The sequence below is a fragment of the Priestia megaterium NBRC 15308 = ATCC 14581 genome (assembly GCF_000832985.1).
In the GTDB taxonomy this organism is placed as follows: Bacteria; Bacillota; Bacilli; order Bacillales; family Bacillaceae_H; genus Priestia; species Priestia megaterium.
Genome location: NZ_CP009920.1, coordinates 2,979,301 through 3,000,507, shown reverse-complemented (window position 1 = coordinate 3,000,507; position 21,207 = coordinate 2,979,301). Strand labels below are relative to the sequence as shown.

General features: G+C 39.4%; 18 protein-coding genes and 1 pseudogene. 2 read left to right on the top strand and 17 right to left on the bottom strand.

Annotated features, from left to right (window positions below):
- Positions 1-58: 58 nt before the first annotated feature.
- From BG04_RS15885 to nei, 5 genes are all read right to left on the bottom strand, one after another.
- Positions 59-913: a MurR/RpiR family transcriptional regulator gene (locus BG04_RS15885; protein WP_034654100.1), complete on the bottom strand. Its 855-nt coding sequence runs from the start codon at positions 911-913 to the stop codon at positions 59-61.
- Positions 895-1,833 carry an N-acetylmuramic acid 6-phosphate etherase gene (murQ, locus tag BG04_RS15880; RefSeq protein WP_034654102.1) on the bottom strand — a complete coding sequence of 313 codons (939 nt, stop codon included), beginning with the start codon at positions 1,831-1,833 and terminating at the stop codon, positions 895-897. The genes BG04_RS15885 and murQ overlap by 19 nt, the downstream gene beginning before the upstream one ends.
- A 154-nt stretch (positions 1,834-1,987) precedes the next feature.
- A complete protein-coding gene (locus BG04_RS15875; RefSeq protein WP_034654104.1) occupies positions 1,988-3,367 on the bottom strand; it encodes a DUF6612 family protein in 1,380 nt (459 codons plus the stop codon).
- A gap of 213 nt (positions 3,368-3,580) precedes the next feature.
- Positions 3,581-3,958: an FAS1-like dehydratase domain-containing protein gene (locus tag BG04_RS15870; protein ID WP_034654106.1), complete on the bottom strand. Its 378-nt coding sequence runs from the start codon at positions 3,956-3,958 to the stop codon at positions 3,581-3,583.
- A 105-nt stretch (positions 3,959-4,063) separates the two neighbouring features.
- The gene (gene nei, locus BG04_RS15865; protein WP_034654108.1) at positions 4,064-4,882 is read right to left on the bottom strand and encodes an endonuclease VIII; all 819 of its coding nucleotides are present in this window, start codon (positions 4,880-4,882) and stop codon (positions 4,064-4,066) included.
- A 248-nt stretch (positions 4,883-5,130) separates the two neighbouring features.
- On the opposite strand from nei, the pseudogene BG04_RS31365 reads away from it, so the two are divergent.
- Positions 5,131-5,371, top strand: a pseudogene (locus tag BG04_RS31365) (DUF3231 family protein); the annotation flags it as partial.
- Positions 5,372-5,653: 282 nt separating this feature from the next.
- A complete protein-coding gene (locus BG04_RS31830) occupies positions 5,654-6,001 on the top strand; it encodes a DUF3231 family protein (RefSeq protein WP_368895291.1) in 348 nt (115 codons plus the stop codon).
- On the opposite strand, the gene BG04_RS15855 is transcribed toward BG04_RS31830, so the two are convergent.
- The 12 genes from BG04_RS15855 to BG04_RS15800 form a co-directional block, all read right to left on the bottom strand.
- Positions 5,975-6,991 (bottom strand): FecCD family ABC transporter permease, encoded by a 1,017-nt coding sequence (locus tag BG04_RS15855; RefSeq protein ID WP_034654110.1) that lies wholly within the window; start codon positions 6,989-6,991, stop codon positions 5,975-5,977. The genes BG04_RS31830 and BG04_RS15855 overlap by 27 nt on opposite strands.
- A 5-nt stretch (positions 6,992-6,996) precedes the next feature.
- Positions 6,997-8,031 carry a FecCD family ABC transporter permease gene (locus BG04_RS15850; protein WP_034654113.1) on the bottom strand — a complete coding sequence of 345 codons (1,035 nt, stop codon included), beginning with the start codon at positions 8,029-8,031 and terminating at the stop codon, positions 6,997-6,999.
- 79 nt (positions 8,032-8,110) lie between these two features.
- Positions 8,111-9,055 (bottom strand): ABC transporter substrate-binding protein, encoded by a 945-nt coding sequence (locus BG04_RS15845; protein ID WP_016763165.1) that lies wholly within the window; start codon positions 9,053-9,055, stop codon positions 8,111-8,113.
- 343 nt (positions 9,056-9,398) lie between these two features.
- Positions 9,399-10,589 (bottom strand): acyl-CoA dehydrogenase family protein, encoded by a 1,191-nt coding sequence (locus BG04_RS15840; RefSeq protein WP_034654115.1) that lies wholly within the window; start codon positions 10,587-10,589, stop codon positions 9,399-9,401.
- Positions 10,590-10,604: 15 nt separating this feature from the next.
- A complete protein-coding gene (ssuD, locus tag BG04_RS15835) occupies positions 10,605-11,738 on the bottom strand; it encodes an FMNH2-dependent alkanesulfonate monooxygenase (protein ID WP_034654116.1) in 1,134 nt (377 codons plus the stop codon).
- Positions 11,739-11,845: 107 nt separating this feature from the next.
- Positions 11,846-13,027, bottom strand: coding sequence for an acyl-CoA dehydrogenase family protein (locus BG04_RS15830; protein ID WP_034654118.1), 1,182 nt, complete (start codon positions 13,025-13,027; stop codon positions 11,846-11,848).
- Positions 13,024-14,409, bottom strand: a complete 1,386-nt coding sequence (locus tag BG04_RS15825) for an LLM class flavin-dependent oxidoreductase (RefSeq protein ID WP_034654120.1) — start codon at positions 14,407-14,409, stop codon at positions 13,024-13,026. Before BG04_RS15825 ends, BG04_RS15830 begins: the two co-directional genes overlap by 4 nt.
- Positions 14,410-14,716: 307 nt before the next feature.
- Positions 14,717-15,373, bottom strand: coding sequence for an HAD family hydrolase (locus BG04_RS15820; protein ID WP_171777865.1), 657 nt, complete (start codon positions 15,371-15,373; stop codon positions 14,717-14,719).
- Positions 15,374-15,489: 116 nt separating this feature from the next.
- Positions 15,490-16,869: an APC family permease gene (locus BG04_RS15815; protein ID WP_034654131.1), complete on the bottom strand. Its 1,380-nt coding sequence runs from the start codon at positions 16,867-16,869 to the stop codon at positions 15,490-15,492.
- A 299-nt stretch (positions 16,870-17,168) separates the two neighbouring features.
- Complete coding sequence (gene speB, locus BG04_RS15810; RefSeq protein ID WP_034654134.1) at positions 17,169-18,125, bottom strand: agmatinase; 957 nt, start codon at positions 18,123-18,125, stop codon at positions 17,169-17,171.
- A 122-nt stretch (positions 18,126-18,247) separates the two neighbouring features.
- A complete protein-coding gene (locus tag BG04_RS15805; protein ID WP_034654135.1) occupies positions 18,248-19,624 on the bottom strand; it encodes a putrescine aminotransferase in 1,377 nt (458 codons plus the stop codon).
- A gap of 25 nt (positions 19,625-19,649) precedes the next feature.
- On the bottom strand, positions 19,650-21,137 hold the full coding sequence (locus tag BG04_RS15800) for an aldehyde dehydrogenase family protein (protein ID WP_034654137.1): 1,488 nt from the start codon (positions 21,135-21,137) through the stop codon (positions 19,650-19,652).
- Positions 21,138-21,207: the final 70 nt, after the last annotated feature.

Below are 21,207 nucleotides of genomic sequence, written 5' to 3'. Positions count from 1 at the left end.
TGGATACGGTACTGAGGAAACAGACCACAAAATCCCCTTTTTGTAATCGCTTTCTTTTTTATTTCTTACCTTTCAAAAACTGAATGGCATCTCTTGTTTTGTCAATATACTCAATCGTCTGGTCATACTGCTGCGCTGCAATACTTAAAAATAACACATCAATCACGTAAAGCTGGGCTAAACGAGACGATGTAGCTGCGCTTCGAAACGGCGCTTCTTGAGAATAAGACGTATACAAACAAATATCAGCTAAAGACGAAACGGTGGACTGTCCGTACTTGGTTAAGCTAATCGTCTTTACTCCACGGTTTTTAGCTAAAGATAAGACGTTGCTTACTTCAGGAGTCTCCCCTGAAAAAGAAATACCCACAACTACATCGTCTTTACTTGCATTTGCGATGAGTGTAGCTGCTAAATGGCTATCTGCAAAAGCCGTGGCATTTTTATTAATTCGAAGAAATTTTTGCTGCGCATCTATAGCAATAATATGTGAAGCACCGATTCCAAAAAAATGAATGTTTTTGGCTTCAATCAGCGCCAAAACAGCCCGCTCTGCTTCTTTATAATTCACAAGCTCGGCCGTATCACTTAGACTTTGAATGCTGTTGCTTGCCGTTTTTTTGACAATAGATTGAATCGTTTCATTTGTTTCAATATCGCGGTATCCTTGCTCCGTATCTCTGGCTAAATCACCGGCTACTCTTACCTTTAATTCTTGAAACCCGCTAACCCCGATAGATTTGCACAAACGAATAACAGCAGCACTGCTCGCATTCGCTAGTCTACCTAATTCTCCAGCCGTACTGTTTACCACAGTATGCGGGTTGTTTAAAATATATTCAGCAATTTTCCTCTCCGAATCAGGAAGCTTAGCCACCGTGTTTTTAATCATTGTTAATCCGCCTGTTGACATCGTTTCTCTCCTTTATATACGTAATGTTCAATCGCTTTTCTCACATAACCGTCCGCATTATTCAGTAACATCTTCGCGGTGTCATAATTTTCATTTGTTTTGATCATAACCACTGCTGTTTTTACCTCATTATTTGCTTCTTCAAGCGTTTGACTTGCTTGCTCATAAGAAACACCTGTAATTTTACAAATAATACCTATTGCTCGTTCTTTAAGCTTTTCATTACTCACATGAACATCTATCATTAAGTTTTCATACGCTTTTCCTACTTTGATCATAGCCGCTGTAGAAATCATGTTGAGAATCATTTTATGAGCGCTTGCTGCTTTTAACCTTGTGGAACCTGTTAGCACTTCCGGCCCTACTACCACCTCAATACTATGGTCCGCTTCTTTTCCAATAAGAGAATTACCATTGCAAGACAGCGCCACCGTTTTAGCTTTTACAGATTTTGCATATCTTAATGCACCAATCACATAAGGAGTGCGTCCGCTTGCAGCAATTCCAATGACTGTGTCTCGTTCATTCAAATGAATTTTTTGTAAATCTGCTGCTCCCAATTCTTCTTTATCTTCAGCACCTTCAACTGCTTTAACAAATGCTTTTTCTCCTCCAGCCATCAATCCCTGTACCTGATCAGGATTGGTAATGAAAGTAGGCGGGCATTCAACAGCATCCAATACTCCCAGTCGTCCGCTTGTTCCTGCGCCTACATAAATAAGCCGGCCTTTCTTTTGAAACGATTCACTTACAAATTCAACTGCCACCTCTACGTCTGGAAGTACTTTTTGTACAGCCAGCGCCACTTTTTGATCTTCTGTATTCATTATGTTTAAAATTTCTTTTGTACTAGCTGTATCGATCTTCATTGTCTGTTCGTTTTGGGACTCTGTTGTTAATAACGTAAGCTGTTCATTCATCTTTTCGGCTTCTTTTTCATCATGTAGTGAAGTTATGGTTATTATAATTTGTTTAAAATATAATTTCAATAATTATTTTATTTTTTAAAATTATATTTTAAATTAACATAAAAAAAGACTTCAGGCATATAGCCGAAATCTTTTTTATGTCTATTTATGATTGTTGAGCAAATGTTAACAGATACTCATCTTGCATTAAAACTTCGTAATCTTGTTCACCATTTCTTACGACGTGTACAGGGACTGTTTTTGCCGGAAGTAATTCAACTGGCTCACGATAACGTTTTGCTACTCCGTCAATAAGTTCGTTTACTAACTGCTCGTTACTCAGCTCACCCGCCTGATATTTTTCTGCAAGTGGTGTCATGACTTCTGCTAATACACTTGCATCGTTAAATCCTTGAATTTCGACTTGTACGACGTACGCATCATCTTCATCACTATACGCTGCATCTTTAATGGTATATTTTGTAGATGAAAGAGCTTTTAGAAACGCGCTGCTTACTTCGTTTAACTGCTCGTCGGTTATATTTGAGCTCAATGATGATAAGGCACCTTTAAAATTCGTTTCAAAAAACTCTACAAACGAACTCTTTTGGAACTCCCCTTTTTCTTTCACCTGTTTCTTATCTTGCTGATTCGGATGTTTAGCAACAAATTGATCTGTATTTTGATAAACAGTTGCTTGAATTAAAGCATCTACGTATTGTCCTGCTTCCTTGGCATAAGCAGCTTGCTTTTCTTTATTTGGTGTTTCGGTGCTGCTATCTGTAGAAGCAGCAGCGGCTTTTGCTTCCACTTTTGGTTTTGTTACATTGTCTAATTGATTGTATGTATACGTATACGTTTGCTTAGACTTTGAGTTTTCTGTTTTTCCGTCTACGTTAACTGAATACGACTGATTTTTTACTACTTTCTTTATTTGCTTCGTTTCTTTATCAATTGTCACAACAAGCGAAAAATCTTTTCCTTTAACTTGGTCAAGGTCTACAGCGGTATCGCTGCCTTGATTTGTTATTTTATAATAAGCTTTAGCATCACCTGCTACAATTTTTTGCTTTTTGTCTTTCTCTCCGTTAAATGTTAATACATACTCTTTGTCTTTTTCAGTGACGTCAAATTCATCTGGAAGATTTTTATCATATTTTTGATAGTAGCGTATTGGATTTTGTTGAAGCTCCCTAGCGTTATTGATTAAAGCCGTAACGTACTTTTTTTCTTCCCCCTGTACTTTTGTGCTTTCTTCTCCAGCCACAGCTAACGTTTCATCACCGTCATGATACATCTTCAATTCTTCGCCGTTCATTTTTGTGTTAATGTAACCTGCTTTACTTTTAAAATCAAACTCTTGTACTCCGTTTACTTGGTAATCAGAGGATCCTTCTTCTTTTCCAGTGACCTTCACTTGAACATTTTTCACCTTTTCTTGTGCTTCTTTCACGTCACCCGTTAATTCCTCTGAAGACGGCATCCCACATGCCGAAAGCAATAGAGCGAATGATAGTGCTAAGCTGGTATTCATTATTTTTTTCATGTAAGAACTCCTTTTTAAATATTTTTCCAAAAATAAGAATCTATGTACTTAGTAAATACACATTTTTACCATTTATAAAACCCAACTTTATTAAATTACCATATTTACATTTAAATGGTAAACAATAAAAGAAGGAACTTGCACAATAAAAAAGTCACGAATCCGTGACTTTTCTAACAACCTTCATAACTTATTTTTGTTAACGTTTTCATTTTAATCTCTAATAATTCCATTACTTGTCCCTATCAGTACTTCTTTACCTTGTTGATTTCGATATACTGATTTAATTTTCACTTTTTGAAAACCATCTGCTTTTTCTACTTCAGTTAATATGCATTCACAGGTAACTGTATCTCCTGCAAAAACTGGACGAAGAAATTCACTCACCATTTCTCTTGCAATATAGTTTAAGTCTCCTCCTATTTTTGTTCCAATGCTAGCAGTCATAAGTCCATGCACCATTAGCCGCCCTTTTTCGTCACGTTCTATATGATGTTTGCCCCGGTCTCCAGTCATCTCTGCAAACTGCATGATTTCTTCCTCTTGAAACGTTCTTTGCCACGTAAATGTATCTCCTGTTTTACATTCCATCTTATCCCTCCCCTTAAGATTAAGACTTTACTTTTTAACTATATCACAAAAAATGAACAGTCATTCATTCCCGCATCAAAAAAATAGCAGAATAAATATATCCTGCTATTTTTGACAAGTAGGACAGTAATAAAGCCTTCTAGAAGCAGCTTGCACTTTTAAGATATGCGTGCCGTCAATTCGGCAAGCTTCTCCTTCACGGTTAAAAACCCAGTGGCGGTATTCAGAGCGCTTTTGGCCTTTCTTTTTTAACGTTTCAGCAAGCTTTACATCATTTGTAATGCCACCCGTTTCATAGGACTGTTTGACAAGAGAAATGGTTGCTTCAGCTGCCTTTTTAAGCTGTTCTTCCGTGCAGTCTACCGGACGAGATGCAGGATTAATTCCCGCTACAAATAGGATTTCACTGCGCAAATAATTTCCAATCCCCGCTATAAAGCTTTGGTCTAGCAGCAGCGACGCCCATTTTCTGCGGTAAAATCGCTTAGAGTAAAAGCGATCTAAAAGCTCATTTGCCGTTACTTCTTCACTTAAAATATCCGGACCTACTCTTGATACAAAAGGATGAGCAGAAACTTCTTCATCACGCAATACTTCAATATCAGAAGCGCTATAGAGCAACGCTGATTTCTTTTCATTATGAATAGCAAGACGCAACTGTCTGGTTGTAGATGGATAATTGTAAGATGAACGTACATACCATTTTCCATAAAGCTGATTATGTGAATAAATGGTATAGCCATTGTCAAAACGAATAAGCATAGCCTTCCCTTTTGTATCTACCCTTTTAATACGAGCACCCGTTAATACTTCTTCGTAATGCTGTAAAGATGGAAAAGCAAACCATATCTCGCTAACGGGAAGACTAATAATCGCTTTTTCCACTTCATCGGCTGCTCGTCTAATTTCTGGACCTTCTGGCATATAATGAAACTCCTTTCTTGCCTAACTTTCTTCATTTATTATTTCGGTTTTATTTCTGCTTTGCAAGAAAGAAGCGGTTGAACTCTTCTTTTCCTAAAAGAACCTTTAAATTATGTATGACGGTTACTCTTATAGTAAAATGTTGATACTTTTTTTACTTTCTATAGTGTTTATCTTACTTCCTTTGACTTATACTAGTTGATAATCTTTTAGAAACTTGTTAATTATCTATATATGAGGAGTTTATTATGAACAATCAATCATTTTCTCCACTATCAGCCGCCGAGATGGCTGTTATTTGGAAGCAATATATGAACGATAAAGCAATTTCTTGTATGATTAACCATTTTCTGTGTCATGTAGACGATTTAGATATTCAAAAAGCGATTCAAGGTACACTGCATCACAACAAAAAACAGTGATGCGCTCACTGCTATCTTTTTAAAAGAAAATATGCCAATCCCGCTAGGTTTCGGCGAAGAAGACCTTAATGTTGAAGCTCCAAAATTATTTTCGGATTCTTTTTATTTGCTTTATTTGAAGCATATTTCAAACGATAAAGAACTCTTCTTAGGAAGCTATTTTGATGAAAAGCGGCCGTTAACGGTCATTGAAATTTCTCATATCGTGTCAAGCATACAGACGAACTTAATTGCAAAGGATTTAATTTTAGGGTTTGCTCAAACAGCTCCTTCTCAGGAAATTCAAGCTTTTTTGTTAAAAGGTAGAGAGCAGGTACAGCAGCACATTGAATCCCTGTCACAACCGCTAATGGTAGAAAACATACCGGTCACAATGAAGTGGGATTACGGAGTAGAAAAGTCTTCCATTCCTCCATTTTCAGAAAAACTCATGATGTTTCACCTGGCCGCGATGATTACTGAAAATGTACGTGGATACGGGCTGGCGATGTCAACGAGCCCGCGTTTAGATCTCGCTTTAAACTATACAAACTTCACGAATGAAATTTTGGAATACGCCAAAGAAGTATCAAGAATAAGTATTGAACAAGGATGGCTAGAAGAGCCTCCGCATATTCCATTCCCAAAAAATTCATTTGGAATAAAAATAAGCTCGCGCTTTAGCGCGAGCTTATTTTTTAGATTCTCTCCACAATAAATAAAGAAAATACGGAGCGCCGATAATGCCGATGATTAGCCCAGCCGGAATTTCAATCGGAGGAGCAATTCCTCTCCCAATTAAATCTGCTGCTAGTACAAACAAAGCGCCAAGCAAAGCGGCTGTAGGAATCAATTTTTTGTGTCTCGGTCCCACTAACCGCTTGGCCACATGAGGAATAATAAGCCCTACAAAGCCAATTGTGCCAACCACCGATACAACCGCAGCCGTCATTGCCACTGCGCTTGCCAGCAATACTAGACGAATTAACTCTACTCTAGCCCCTAGTCCTCGAGCCACTTCATCACCTAGATGAATTAAATCTAACCGGGCAGCTAACAGCCAAATCAGCGGTACTAATATAACGACCCAGGGAAGTAAACCAATTAATTGATCCCATGTTCTTCCCCATAAGCTGCCGCTCAGCCAAATCAGTGCCGCATTTACGTTTGGATTTGCTTTTGAAATTAACAAATGAATACCGGATGAACAAAAAGCGCTGACTGCTACACCTATTAATGCAAATCGAATAGGTTCTACTCCTTTTTTATAAGCAAGCAAATAGACGATTACAAAGACAAGCGAGCCTCCTGCAAACGCAGCGACGGATAAAACGGATGGGGTTGCTAAAGGCAGTAAAATAGTGACTGCAACAGCTGCTAATCCTGATCCGCTTGATAGACCTAATGTATCTGGACTAGCGAGCGGATTTCTCATAATGGACTGTACGACGACTCCGGACACAGCTAGGCCGACTCCTGTTAAAATAGCCAGCAAAATACGAGGCAGACGAAATTCTACTAAAATGGACGTCAAGTCAGGATCGCCAATACCAATAAAAGACGTAATAATGTCTAGAGGAGGTATGTTAATGTCTCCTAAGCTAAGGCTTATCACACTCAGCGCTATAATTAAGACAGAAAGAATGATAAACAGGCCGACAGACTTGAATCGAGATGGCTGCTTTTTTGTTTTATTGACAGTCTGCATATAACTCATGCCTTCCTTTCTGTTTTTTTGCGTCTCGCTAAGTAAATAAAGTACGGCGTTCCGAGCAATGCTGTTACTGCACCTACAGGAGTCTCATACGGGTATGTAATAAATCGTGATAATACGTCTGCTAGCAGCAATAAAGATGCACCAAGCAGCGCGCTCATTGGCAAAACGAACCGGTAATCTACACCTATTAAATAGCGTACCATATGAGGAACAACAAGCCCTACAAAGCCAATGGGACCCGCAATTGCCACCGAAACACCTGCTAATACAATCACAACAACTGCAGTGAACGCTCTAATGGCAAAGACTCGCTGCCCGAGTCCTCTAGCTACGTCATCTCCTAAAGACAATAAAGAAGACGCTCTTCCCAGACCAAACGCAATAAGCAGGCCCGCGATGCTAAAAGGAACCAATACATGAACATGTCCCCAATCTCGCCCAATAACTGAACCGGTGAGCCAGAACATAACGCCTTCTGTTTTGCTTTCATTAAAAATCAGCAGCGTTTGCGTGAGAGACATAAGCATACCTTGTATAGCAACACCTGTTAAAGCAAGCTTTACATCACTGTCGCCTCCTTTAATCAACGAACTCATGACATAAACAATAACAGCAGCAAATGCGCCTCCTAAAAATGCACCAAATACCCCGCCAATCATGCTTACACTAGGCACTAAAACCGTTAAAAATACCATTGCCGCTGATGCGCCGGCATTAATACCAAAAATTCCAGGAGAAGCTAACGGATTTCTAGTTAATGCTTGCATCAAAGCTCCAGCGACAGCCAAATTAGCGCCAACAAATGCCGTTACCAATAAGCGAGGCAGACGGACAGTTTGAATAATAGACTGTTCTTTTGATCCGTCAAAATTTAGTATAGCTTGCTTAATCGTTCCAAAAGAAATATGTATAGAACCGATGGAAATAGATAAAAACATTGAAATCAGTAAAAGAATAATAACCGCAAGAAAAGTAGCTATTATACGAAGCGGAGATTTGTTTCTTTTGGATAAGCCGTGAACAGCTTTCATAGTAGAATGCGCCTCCTTCCATTTGAAAGTTCATTAAAAAGAAAAGAACAATCCCGCTGGATTGTTCTTTTCTTCGTTATTATTTGCCTTCAAATAATAACTTTTCTGCTTCATCTGCAATACCATTTGCACCTTGTACACTTCGGCGAAGAGACCATTTAAATACATCAACTTCATACACTTGATTATTTTTAACCGCTTTTAGCTCTTTCCATAATGGCTGTTTTGCTAAAGGCGTATGACCTTTTTCATTTCGCATAACAATGAGTTTGTCCGGATCTGCTTTTACAAGCTGTTCCATTGTCATTTTTACACTGTACTCTTTTGTAGGATCTGTTAATGCATTTTTGAAGCCTAATTGTTCAAGAACACCCGTTGTAAAGAAATTTGAAGTTCTAGCATTAATATTACCATTTGCATCAGCGATAACAAGTACATTGCCCGGATTTTTTGGTGCTTTTGCTTTTAAATCCTTCATTTTTTGCTTATGCTCTTCTACCACTTTTTCAACTTTTGCTTTCTTGCCAACCGCTTCTCCTACTTTTAACTCTGTATTTAGTAAATCATCGTAATTAGCATTTAAGTTTTTTAACTCAATCGTTGGCGCAATTTTCGATAATTCTTTGTATACATTTTTATGACGTTCTGAATCGGCGATAATCAAATCGGGCTTCAGCAGTTTAATCGATTCCAAGCTTGGCTGCGCTCGCGTGCCAACTGATTTGTATCCTTTGATTTCTTTTAGTACATCTTTATCAATAAGCTGTTCTGCTTTATCATCATCAGCTACTCCTACAGGTTTGATACCAGCATCTAACAATGCATCAATAAAGCCTAACTCTAATACGACTACTCGCTTTGGATTCTCTTTTACCTTTGTCTCTCCAAGCTCATGCTTGACCACTCTTGTTTTTTCACTTTTTTCATCAGCTGAATTTCCCTTATTCGTGCTGCTGCAGCCGATAAGCATTCCGATTGCCAGCATTGTAATAAAAGCCAGCAGTCCTATTTTTTTCTTATTCAAATGTCATTCCTCCTGCTCGTATCTTTATGTAGATAATCGACTCTTGAAACTGATAATCGTTATCATTATATCAGTTTTATCTATTTAAACAAGCTGATTCGTTATTTTTTAATTAAAAAAATTATATCTATTCTACAAAAAAGAGATTGAGATATAGCTACATCATTCCAATCTAAAGACGAACAAATGGGATATATGAGCTGAACTGCTTGAGACACCGCTAGAAGCAACTCAATATATGAAACCTACGTTCACCATCACCATAAAAAAATCCGAACGATTCATCGTTCGGATCTTCCTTCAACTAAACTATTTTTCTCCCAGCCTCTTTTTAGCAGACTTTCTATGAATATGGTGTAATAGGCGGCAGTTCACTGCTAAGACACCATTTCCCTATGTCACGCAACTTATAAGCAATAGGATCGTGTAAGCTAATCGTCCGGGCGTTGCGCCAGTATCGATCAAATTTATACTGATCAGACGTGGCTCTCGCTCCCATCCCATCAAATATAGTAGAGGTAATATGTAAGACCATTTTGACAGTAAATGTTTTGGCCAACGCAATCGCAACTCCGGACTCGCCCCGCTGCTGTTTCGTTAGCGCATCTTCTTTTTTCCATGCATGATCAAATTCTGCAACAGCTTTTTCTATAAGTGCTGAACAAGCATGAAGGTTTAAACTCATTTCACCGTATTGCTGAATAATGTACGGATCTTGCTCTGCTGCTTCAACGTCTGAACTTATCCACGGCTTTGTATGAGCCTTCACGTAAACTTTTGATTCTTCCAAAGCGCCTTGAGCAATACCGTACAATAAGTGAGTGAGCATAAGCTGAGCCAAATGCGTTCGTACCGTAGGAAAAACCTTTTGCTCTTCAGCTGCTTTACGCAATATTTCTTCTTCATAAACGATAACGTCTTCAAACTTTACACTTCCGCTATCCGTTTGGCGCTGGCCAAATCCATCCCAATTATCTTCAGTAACGATTCCGGCTCTATAAGTAGGAAGTACACATAGCAATACCTCACCGCTTCCTTCTTCTTGAGCCGATACTAACAAACGGTCTGAATCGGTTGCCCCGGAACAAAAACTCTTGCTTCCACTGAGCATTAATCTTCCATTTTCTCGAACTGCTTTTAGTCCTGAATCTCTAGGGTTAAAGGCATTGCCCCAAAATAGCTGCTGAGCTGCTGTTTCTTTGTAAAAAGTTTTGTACTGCTCAGTACTTCCAAACAGAAACGTCGAACAAACCGTCAAATAATGATACCCCAACAAGTGCGCAAGTGAACTATCTGCTTTCGCAATGATATTCACGACTTTAAAAACAATCGGCCAGCCGGCTCCATAACCCCCGTATTCTTTAGGAATCGGGAGAGCTAAAAGACCGCTTTTTCTAAGCAAATTACGCTCATGTAGAGGCGTTCCACCTTCTCTATCTCTTTTTGCAGCGGTTTTGGAAAACTCTTTAGCCAACTGGTTAGCCAATTCAAGGATCTTCTCTTGAGACGCTGCAATCGTTTGGGTGTTGTTCATGATTACCCTCCTTTCTCACCTTTTAGCGGGTGTTTTATCATTCGCTTTCACTTCACCAAATGGACTGATAAATGTGCGCTCGTTCTCATCGTGCTTACGCTTAACTGGAAGCCTTGGAAACAAAAGCTCTGCTGTTCGATATGCTTCTTCTAAATGGGGGTATCCAGATAAAATAAATGTTTCGATACCTAACTCTGCATATTCTTTGATTCGTTGTGCCACCGTATCAGGATCTCCTACTAAAGCAGTCCCTGCTCCTCCTCGAACTAACCCTACACCAGCCCATAGATTAGGGCTTACCTCTAAGTTTGAACGGTCACCTTGATGCAAGGCGCTCATACGTTTTTGACCTTCTGAATCCATTCGAGAAAATACTTTTTGGGCTGATTTAACAGCTTCTTCATCTACATGTTTAATCAGTTCATCTGCAGCTTTCCAGGCTTCTTCTTCAGTTTCACGAACAATGACATGAAGCCTGATGCCAAATCGAATTTCTCTTCCTGTCTGCTTTGCTTTTTCTTTCATGCGTTCAATTTTCTCTTTGACTTGTGCAGGAGGCTCTCCCCAAGTTAAATAGACGTCTATATGCCTTGAGGCAACGTCCATCGCTACAGGAGAAGAACCTCCAAAATAAAGGGGAGGATACGGTTTTTGGACTGGCGGATAAAGTATGTCGCCACCTTTCACACTCAAGTAGTCTCCGTCGAAGTGAACATCGGATTCATTTAATACCCTTCTCCATACCGTTAAAAATTCATCTGTCAGCTCATAGCGATCGTGATGGTTTAAAAACACTCCGTCTCCTTCTAGCTCAACGGGATCTCCTCCTGCTACGACATTAATGAGAAGCCTTCCTTTCGAAAAGCGGTCAAATGTTGCAGCCATTCTTGCGGCTTGTGTAGGCGACATTAAACCCGGGCGTACTGCTACTAAAAACTTCAGATTTTCAGTGACTGGCACTAAAGTAGATGCAGCAATCCACGCGTCTTCACATGATTTTCCCGTCGGAAGCAAGACCCCGCTATAGCCTAGCTCATCCGCAGCTTGTGCAACTTGTTTGCAATAAGAATAGCTTGCAGCCCTGGCTCCTTCATGGCTTCCTAAATAACGTCCATCTCCATACGTTGGAATAAACCAAAATAACTCCACTTGTACTCGCCCCTTTTTAAAGCTACATAAAAAAACTCCGTTATTACAAATAAACTGCAATAAGGAGCCTCAGTTGTCTGATAGCTTCATTTTTTACTATTTTTAAATCAAGCATACGGATTAGGTGTAGGGTACTGCTGATTTAACACCCAGTTCCCAACCGTTCGAAGCTTGTATTCAGCTGGATTATGAAGAGTATGAGTTCTTACATTACGCCAGAATCGATCGTATCCGTATTCAGCATGAACCGAACGCGCTCCCATAACTTCAAATATCTTACTTGTTATATCCAGTGCAGCATTACCAGCAAAAACATTGGCAGCCGCTACGTGAACTGCTAGGTTTCCACGTTCTTCTTCCGTTAATTTTCTGCCTTTTTCCCACGCTTCATCCAATACGAGAGCTGCTTCATCTGCAAGTGCACTGGCTGCTTTCGCTTGAATCCAGAGTTCACCGTATTTTCGCAGTATACCTGGATCATCCGAAGCTTTTTCTACTCCTGATGTTAACCAAGGCCTTGTTTTAGAAGCCGTATAGTTTTGTGCTTCTTCAATTGCTCCAAAAGCGCTTCCTATAAAGACATTCGTTAAAATAATTTGCGACAGCGAGGCTCCAATAGTTGAAAAAGGAGTAGGGTTTTCAACAAAATATTGAATCACTTCATGTTCTTCTATTCGTACATTTTTAAAATCTACATTTCCACTTCCCGTCTGTCTTTGTCCCATCGCATTCCAATCATCTTTGACGGTAATACCTGTTCTGTCAGTAGGCACGACTCCGTTTAAATATTGCCCCGTTTCTCTGTCATTAAATGATAACCATAAGTACTGAGAATCCGGTGAACCAGAACCGAACGCTTTCGTTCCATTTAATAGATAACCTTGTGATTGCTTGTCACCTTTTAGGCTTTCTACTAAAGGATTAGAGGCATTTCCCCAAAAAGCTTGCTGCTGAACAGATAAAGGATAAAAATAGGCCTGCTGTTCTTCTGTGCCTTTGATTCGAACATCTGAGACAAACAAGGAGTGATAGCCATATAAGTGACCCAATGCTGCATCGCCTTTCGCCAACTCTCGAACAATAGCTAAAGCCGTTGACCATTCCCCGCCTTCTCCGCCATATTTTTGAGGAATTAATAAATTTAACAGCCCGCTTTGGCGAATAGCATCTTTTTGCTGTTTAGGTGTTCCGCCTTCTTTATCTCTTTGTGCTGCATCCTTTGCAAAAGAAACGGACAGCTTTTTTGCTTGATCAAGATAAATTTCTTCCTTTACAGTAGTCGCAGTCATGTTAAACTCTCCTTTTGGCTCGTCTTTCGATACTGAGCGCCATAATGTTCATCAGGCAAGAAATGGGATTTTTTAAATAACTTTTCTCTATAAGTTCCTTCACTGTAATCTGTTTTGAATAAATCTCTTTCCTGCAAAACAGGAATCACTAAATCAATAAAATCAGCAAACGTTCCCGGCGTGGTCACATAAGCCATATTAAATCCATCCATGCCCGTATCGTCTATCCACTCTTCCATAAAATCAGCTACTTGTTCCGGACTACCCACAGTAACCGGTCCCATTCCTCCGATACTGACAAATTTCACTACCTCTTCTACCGTCCACTTTCTATCGGGATCACTTATTGTAAATTTCTCTAAAGCGGAACGAACTGAATTCGTCGCAATAAATTCAATAGGCTGTTCTGATTCATAGACAGAAACATCAATTCCTGTCCAGCCGCTAAACAGCGTGGCTGCTCCTTCGAAATTGACATAGCTTTCAAAACGAGCAAGCTTCTCTTCAGCCTCTTTTTCTGTTCGTCCAACAATTGGTGTAAATAAATTAAAAATTAATACGCTCTGTGGGTCTCTGCCTTCTGCAGCGATTTGAGCGCGCATTTTCTTTACATAATCTGCGGCTACTTTTTTAGTAGGAAAACTTGTAAAGATACACTCAGCATGTTTGGCGGCAAATACTCTTCCTGGGGCAGAAGCTCCTGCTTGAAATAAAACTGGAGTTCGCTGCGGAGAAGGTTCTGATAAATGTACACCTGGAACACTAAACCACTTCCCTTTATGATTAATCGGATGAACCCGGTCTGGAAGTGTAAAGATCCCTTTTTCTTTATCTTTTACAACAGCTCCTTCCTCCCAACTTCCTTCCCATAATTTATAGCAAACTTCTAAAAATTCATCGGCAATGTCATAGCGGGTTTCATGCGTAAAATGTTCTTCTAATCCTAGATTAATTGACCCGCTTTCAAGATATGAAGTCACAACATTCCATGCAATGCGTCCATTTGTTAAATGATCCAACGTCGAAAATTTTCGCGCAAACGCATAAGGTTTCTCATAAGTAGTAGACACCGTTACCCCAAACCCTAAATGCTTTGTTGCATATGCCATAGCGGAAATAAGCGCAGTTGGTTCATTCACCGGAAGCTGAGCAGCTTGTTTAAGAGCTCCTTCATTACTTTTCCTATAAACGTCATAAATACCTAATACATCGGCTAAAAACAAACCGTCAAACTTTCCTTTTTCCAATAGCTTAGCTAACTTCACCCAGTAATCTAACGTTTTATATTCAGCCGCCTGATCACTTGGGTACGTCCACAAACCAGGTGTCTGATGTACAACACAATTCATATCAAACGCATTTAAATAAATATGTTTCCCCATAGAAACCTCCAAAACTAATTAAATACATAAATTAACTAAGAATTAAATCTGTTTGGAAGTAATCTTAAAACATATTCTTCCAGGGTGTCAACGAAACTTCTCTCTTTATAATGAAACATAAATGAAGCTATTACTAATGCTGAATTAGGATTTCTTTAAAGGTTATTGACTTATTATTGCAACAGTTAAAAAAACACTACGACGGCGTCTATAACCCTGTAGATAATCCTTTTGATTTGACTGAAGAAGCAGTAAAACAATAAAAAAAGCGCCACATTTTCTTTTGAAAAATGTGGCGCTTTTAGCGTTAGTCTTCAATACAAAGATACTGAATCACTTCTTTTAAACTTTTCTCTTTCATCGATTCGATGTGTAAGTGATATCTTTCGAACGACAGATGTTTAGTTAACGGATTTGGTACAATCACACAGCGCAAGCCTGCTGCCATAGCAGCCTTTGCTCCATTAGAAGAATCTTCAAATGCCAAAGCTTCAGAGGGATCTACTCCTAGCTTTTCAATTGCATTTCGGTAAAGAGCGGGATCTGGCTTCACTTTTTCTACATCATCGCGCGTTTGAATGACTTCAAAATAGTGCAGCAAATCTAGCTCTTTTAAAAAAGCTGTTACCCAGTCACGATATGAGCTGCTTGCTAAACCAATTTTCAATCCAAGTTCTTTTGCTTCTGCCAAGTACTCCGCTACACCTTCTCGGGCTACTAATGATTTCATTTTTTCTTGATGACGTCTTAACGATTCTTGAGCTAGTTCCTCTTTTGTGAACTCATTGTTAAACTGCTGAAGCAAATAATCGTAAAGTGCCGTAGCATCCGTTCCTACATAAGAAGCAAACGTTGCAATCGGTAGATCTACTCCCCTGTCTTCTAACATTTCGCGGTACACCTCGTACCATACAGATTCTGTATCAATAATTAATCCATCAAAATCAAACACAACTGCTTTAATCATAATTTACCTACCTTTTTCTATCTTATCGTTCTTACATAGTAACACGTTCAAAATACGTAATCCATAAATGTGGCTTCCTTAATAAGATAGGCTTAAACAGGTAGTTTCTATCCTTACTTTTCTCCGACTTTCATCAAAGGTGACATTTCTTCTGTTTCCTTAAACTCAATGGAAGACAGCTGCCTTCTAAAACCTTTCGTTGCATACACTAAATAAACTAAACCAGCAATCGCCCAGCCAATACCAAGTAAAAATGAATTGCGCTCCAAGTTAAGCCATAAAACGCCAATCGCTGCCGCTCCTAATAGTGGCATAATAATGTATGACCAAAAACCCTTAGCCGACCGGTGCTGCTTTTGATGAACAGCATAGTGCGCAATAACCGAAATATTAACAAAAGAAAACGCAATGAGTGCTCCAAAATTAATAAATGACGTAGCCGTTGCCAGACTGAAGAAAATGGCAGTTGCTGATACAACTCCGACTAATACAATATTTCGAGAGGGAGTGCGCAGCTTAGGATGAACATAACCAAAAAATGACTGAGGTAAAATTCGATCGCGTCCCATTACGTATAATAAACGCGAAACGCTTGCATGCGATGACATGCCTGACGATAATGTTCCTGCAATTCCTCCAGCTAAAAAGACAATTTGAAACAGCGTACCGCTCACATACATAGCAATTTCAGGAGCCGCAGCGTCTGGATGCTTGAATCCTTCTAACGTTGGAAAAACCGCTTGAATAAAATAAGATGTCACGGTAAACATGACTCCTCCGATTAACGCAACTAAAAAAATAGCTTGCGGAATCGTTTTTTTAGGATTAGGCGTTTCTTCTGATAACATAGCCACTGCATCAAATCCTAAATAGGAAAAACACATAAGTGTGGCTCCCGCTATTAGCCCTGATGACGTCATGTTCTGATTAAAGAAAGGCTTCATAGAAAAAAGAGTACCTTCCCCCATTCCTCCTAGCAGGGCTTTGATTGAAACAGCAACAAACAATACTAAAATCGTCATTTGAAATACAACAAGAAACGTATTGAAATTGGCGGTGAAATTAACGCTTCGTAAATTTAGCAGCGTAACGATAATGACGAAGCTGACAACCCAAATCCACGATGGTACCGAAGGAAAAATAGATGATAAATAAATTTGAAAAATAAGTGCGTTAACCATCGGTAAAAAGAGATAATCCATTAGTGCAGACCAGCCAACTAAGAATCCTAAATGTGGATTGATTGTCTTTTGCGTATATGTATAAGCTGACCCTGCATTTGGAAACACTTGAATCATCTTTTTGTAGCTTACTGCTGTGAGAAGCATCCCGACAAGGGCTATGATATAAGACGTGGGAACGTGTCCATTCGTCATATCAGATGCAATCCCAAACGTATCAAACACTACCATCGGAGTCATATATCCGATCCCCATTAATACAATCTGCCATAATTTCAACGACCTTTTTAATGTTACTGTTTCATGTTCCATTTATCTTCCCCCTTCTATTTATTAAGAACATTCTGACAATTAAATCCATAAATGCCTGTATTTAATTTCTTTATATAAAAATGAATGACTTTCATTCATTTTTATATAAAGAGTAGTTACATTTACTATAACAAATATATGATTTATTTCTTTAAGTTGGTAAGGGTTGCTAACAAACTATCTTTTTCTTTTATCATATTATGAAAGCGCTTTATTTTAAATAGCTATATGTTCCTAATCTCCTGCTATATCAACGCAGAAATACCCTCTGAATAAGAGGGATTTCTGCTTACAAGCCGTTATTCAATCATCGCATCCAATGACTCTCTTTTCGTTTTCACTGCAACTAAACTAGCAAAATCATGAATGATTGTAGCTGCAAGCAACGAGGTTATCTGAGTTGGATCATAAGAAGGCAGCACTTCCACCAGGTCAAATCCAACATAGTTAAATTCCGCCAGAGAACGGATCATTTTCAGCGTTTCTCTGCTGCTGAATCCGCCTACTTCAAGCGTTCCTGTTCCTGGTGCACAAGAAGGATCAACAAAATCAATATCAAACGTTAAAAAGCACGGCGTATCTCCAATCGCTGTCTTCATTTGCTCTAAAACCACTGAAAATCCTTGATGTTCAAGCTCTCCTGCCGTTACTACATGATAACCGAGGTCTTTGCTTTCTTGAACATCTCCCGGATGATTTAATGTTCCTCTGATACCGATTTGAAAGACCTTCTTTGGATCTACTAGCCCTTCTTCATATGCGCGTATAAAAGGAGATCCGTGCCAATACTTTTCATCGTAATACGTATCCCACGTGTCTGTATGAGAATCAAAATGAATCATAGCCACTGGACCATATCTTTTAGCAGCAGCACGAAGGCTTGCTAAGGTAATCGAATGATCTCCTCCAATTCCAATTGGAACAATTCCTCTATCCATAAGAGTGCCTACCGCTTCTTCCATTAATTCATAGCTTCTGTGAATATTATGCGGAATAACGGACACATCACCAATATCGATAGCATTTGTATCATCGAATGGATATACGTCGTGTACCGGGTGATAAGGAAACAGCGTCATGGAAGCTTGCCGAATTGCCTGAGGTGCAAAGCGCGCACCTACTCTAAAAGATGCTGCCGTATCAAACGGCATCCCTACTAGTCCTACTTTTGCATTTTCTCTTTCCGCTGGCAGCCTCATAAATGAGCCCGTTGTACAAAATTCTGGTTTGACATCTGGGGACAATGGATATTTCATAATTTACTCCTCCGTTTCAATGATTTCAATTAGTCACTAGGCATTTCTACTACTAAAATCATTGAAAGCAATACGGGAATAAGAAACGTTTGCCGACTCATATTCATTGCTCCTTGTTACATTTATTGGTGGTTCAGCTCATTTAATACTTTTTCAAATGTAGAAATGACCTGATCTACTTCTTCCGCTGAAATAGTCAACGGTGGCTCAATACGAATTGTTTTAGAATTTACAAGCGTTCCGGCTACTAGAATCCCTTCATCAAACATACCTTTAGAGAGTGCATAGCCAATTTCATCTTGGTGAAACTCAATTCCAATCATTAAACCTTGCCCTCTGATTTCAAGTACTTTATCTCCATGTTTTTCAGCTGCTTTCTTTAAACCAGCAAGGAAATATTCTCCCAGCTCTTTTGCACGGTTTGGCAGCTGTTCTTCAATCAACACGTTAATGGTGGCAATAGCGGCTGCGCAGGCAAGCGGGTTACCTCCAAACGTTGTTGTGTGCATAAACGGATTATCAAAGAAACTTGAAAACACTTTTTCTTTTGCTACGACTGCCCCAGCAGGCATAACTCCTCCTCCAAACGCTTTAGCAAGACATAAAATATCGGGTACAACATCGTATAGTTCTGATGCAAACATTTCACCGGTACGTCCCATACCTGTTTGAACTTCATCAAAAATTAAGATAGCGTCGTACTCATCACATAGTGCACGCACTTCTTTTAAATAATTTTCAGGAGGAAGAATAATGCCGCCTTCTCCTTGAATTGGTTCTAATAAAACAGCTGCCACATCTTCCCCTACAAGCACGCACGTTTCAAATGTTTTGCGCATCATGTCAATATCACCAAACGGTACGTGACGGAAACCTGGAATTAACGGCAGAAATGGTTTGCGGAACATTCCTTTTGCCGTACCTGATAAAGAACCTAGACTTTTTCCGTGAAAAGAACGTGTTGTGGAAATAAACGTTGTTCGATCACTATACATTTTCGCTAATTTTAAAGCGGCTTCTACACTTTCTGTTCCGCTATTTGTGAAAAAGGAATACTTCAAATCCCCCGGTGTAATATCTGCTAAAATTTTCGCAAGCATCGCACGAAGTGGATCTAATAAGTCTTGGCTATGGAGCGCTTGACGCTGAAGCTGATCTTGAACAGCTTTGACTACTTTAGGATGGCGGTGCCCCACGTTATAAATTCCAAATCCGCCCAAACAATCAATGTATTTTTTACCGTTTACATCCGTAAAACAAGAGCCTTCATCTGACCATTCCACAGCTGCAAACTGCGTATCCACCGTTACTGTTTTGCGATATTCTAAAAAGCCTGGGTTGACATGCTCACGAAATCCGTCTACTGTTTCTTTCGTAATCCACTGTGCTTCTTCAGCTGACACTTCGCTTTTTTCAATAAGTCCCAGCACTTTGTTGATATATTCGTTTACTTCACCATATGCTTTGTTTACCTCTTGATTTTTCGTCACTGTATTCATTTTAATATCGCTCCTTCTCTACTTTTTAATTTTTAAACCAGCCGATTGGCTCTACTTGTAAATTAATATTAATTTGTTTTACTTCTTGAAATTCTTCCAATCCAAACGTGCCCAGCCCTCGACCAATTCCGCTCTGCTTATATCCGCCCCAAGGCGCTTCGTTAAATGTAAAATGATATGTGTTTACCCAAGTGATGCCCGCACGCAGCTTTTTAATCACCCGAAGAGCTTTTGCGCCGTCGTTTGTAAACACACTGCCTGCCAAACCGTATTCCGTATCATTTGCAAGCTTAATAGCTTCTTTTTCGTCTTTAAACGTTTGAATAACAACAACGGGTCCAAAGATTTCATCTTGCACAATTTTCATATTTGACGTAACGTTACTAAAAACCGTAGGTTCTACAAAGAATCCTTTTCCCAATCCACTGCTGGTGATTCGATTGCCTCCGCATACAAGGCGGGCGCCTTCTTGCTTTCCAATTCCGATGTACTTTAATACTTTTTTCATATGGTCTTCACTTACAAGAGGGCCCATTTCAATCTCTTGATCCATTCCATTTCCTACCTTAATTTTTTGAGCACGCTCTGCAAAACGTTCAATAAATTTCTCAGCGATGCTTTCTTCTACTAAAATACGAGAACCTGCAGCGCAAATTTGGCCGCTTCCTGCAAAAATTCCAAATAAGGCATAATCTACAGCTGTTTCAAAATCAGCGTCAGCAAATATAATGTTCGGTGACTTTCCTCCAAGTTCTAAAGAGACTTTCGTTACATTCTCTGCTGCTTGACGCATGATGTGTTTTCCAGTTACCGTTCCACCCGTAAAGGAAATCTTATCAACACGCTTATCTTGAATAAGCGTATTTCCTACAGTATCTCCGGCTCCCATAACAAGGTTTGCTACTCCTTTTGGCAATCCTACGCTTTCTAAAATCTCAAAAAGTTTTGTAGGAGTAACCGGTGTCACTTCAGAAGGTTTAAATACAATCGTGTTTCCTGCAGCTAAAGCAGGTGCAATTTTCCACACGCTCATCAACAGCGGATAATTCCAAGGTACAATCAGCCCGCACACCCCAATTGGTTCTTTTATAACCATTGCTTGTATAGGTGCAGGAACACTGTACGTTTGACCGTCTGGCTTTGTAATTAATCCAGCGTAATATCTAAAACAAGCAGCCGCATCTTCCACATCAGCCTCCGCTTCACGATATGGCTTTCCGTTATCCATTGTTTCTAGCGCTGCTAATTCTTCTTTCGCTTCTTCAAGCTTATCGGCAATTTTAAATAAGATAGCTGCTCTTTCAGATGCAGAAGTCTCAGACCAAATTCCGCTGTCAAAGGCTTCTCGTGCTGCTGTAATCGCTGTTTTCATATCTTCTATGCTGCCTTCTGCAGCATATCCAATCACTTCACCTGTAGCTGGATTAACAGTAGGACGCTGCTTCTCTGCTTTTTTCCACTCTCCGTTTATGTACATATTTAAAGTTAACGTTTTAACGACTGTACGATCCATAAGATACCTCCTTATTAAATAACGACTGATTGTCAGTCATTTTAAACTTTTAAAAACTTATAATTCTGAT

Excerpts from the sequence above, each read along its gene's own strand:
- BG04_RS15830 (WP_034654118.1), bottom strand. The coding sequence starts at position 13,027 with ATGACTGCGACTACTGTAAAGGAAGAAATTTATCTTGATCAAGCAAAA.
- BG04_RS15805 (WP_034654135.1), bottom strand. The coding sequence starts at position 19,624 with ATGAATACAGTGACGAAAAATCAAGAGGTAAACAAAGCATATGGTGAA.
- BG04_RS15825 (WP_034654120.1), bottom strand. The coding sequence starts at position 14,409 with ATGGGGAAACATATTTATTTAAATGCGTTTGATATGAATTGTGTTGTA.
- BG04_RS15870 (WP_034654106.1), bottom strand. The coding sequence starts at position 3,958 with ATGGAATGTAAAACAGGAGATACATTTACGTGGCAAAGAACGTTTCAA.
- BG04_RS15885 (WP_034654100.1), bottom strand. The coding sequence starts at position 913 with ATGTCAACAGGCGGATTAACAATGATTAAAAACACGGTGGCTAAGCTT.
- BG04_RS15855 (WP_034654110.1), bottom strand. The coding sequence starts at position 6,991 with ATGCAGACTGTCAATAAAACAAAAAAGCAGCCATCTCGATTCAAGTCT.
- speB (WP_034654134.1), bottom strand. The coding sequence starts at position 18,125 with ATGAAATATCCATTGTCCCCAGATGTCAAACCAGAATTTTGTACAACG.
- BG04_RS31830 (WP_368895291.1), top strand. The coding sequence starts at position 5,654 with ATGGTAGAAAACATACCGGTCACAATGAAGTGGGATTACGGAGTAGAA.
- BG04_RS15800 (WP_034654137.1), bottom strand. The coding sequence starts at position 21,137 with ATGGATCGTACAGTCGTTAAAACGTTAACTTTAAATATGTACATAAAC.
- BG04_RS15875 (WP_034654104.1), bottom strand. The coding sequence starts at position 3,367 with ATGAAAAAAATAATGAATACCAGCTTAGCACTATCATTCGCTCTATTG.
- BG04_RS15850 (WP_034654113.1), bottom strand. The coding sequence starts at position 8,031 with ATGAAAGCTGTTCACGGCTTATCCAAAAGAAACAAATCTCCGCTTCGT.
- BG04_RS15815 (WP_034654131.1), bottom strand. The coding sequence starts at position 16,869 with ATGGAACATGAAACAGTAACATTAAAAAGGTCGTTGAAATTATGGCAG.
- murQ (WP_034654102.1), bottom strand. The coding sequence starts at position 1,833 with ATGAATGAACAGCTTACGTTATTAACAACAGAGTCCCAAAACGAACAG.
- nei (WP_034654108.1), bottom strand. The coding sequence starts at position 4,882 with ATGCCAGAAGGTCCAGAAATTAGACGAGCAGCCGATGAAGTGGAAAAA.
- BG04_RS15840 (WP_034654115.1), bottom strand. The coding sequence starts at position 10,589 with ATGAACAACACCCAAACGATTGCAGCGTCTCAAGAGAAGATCCTTGAA.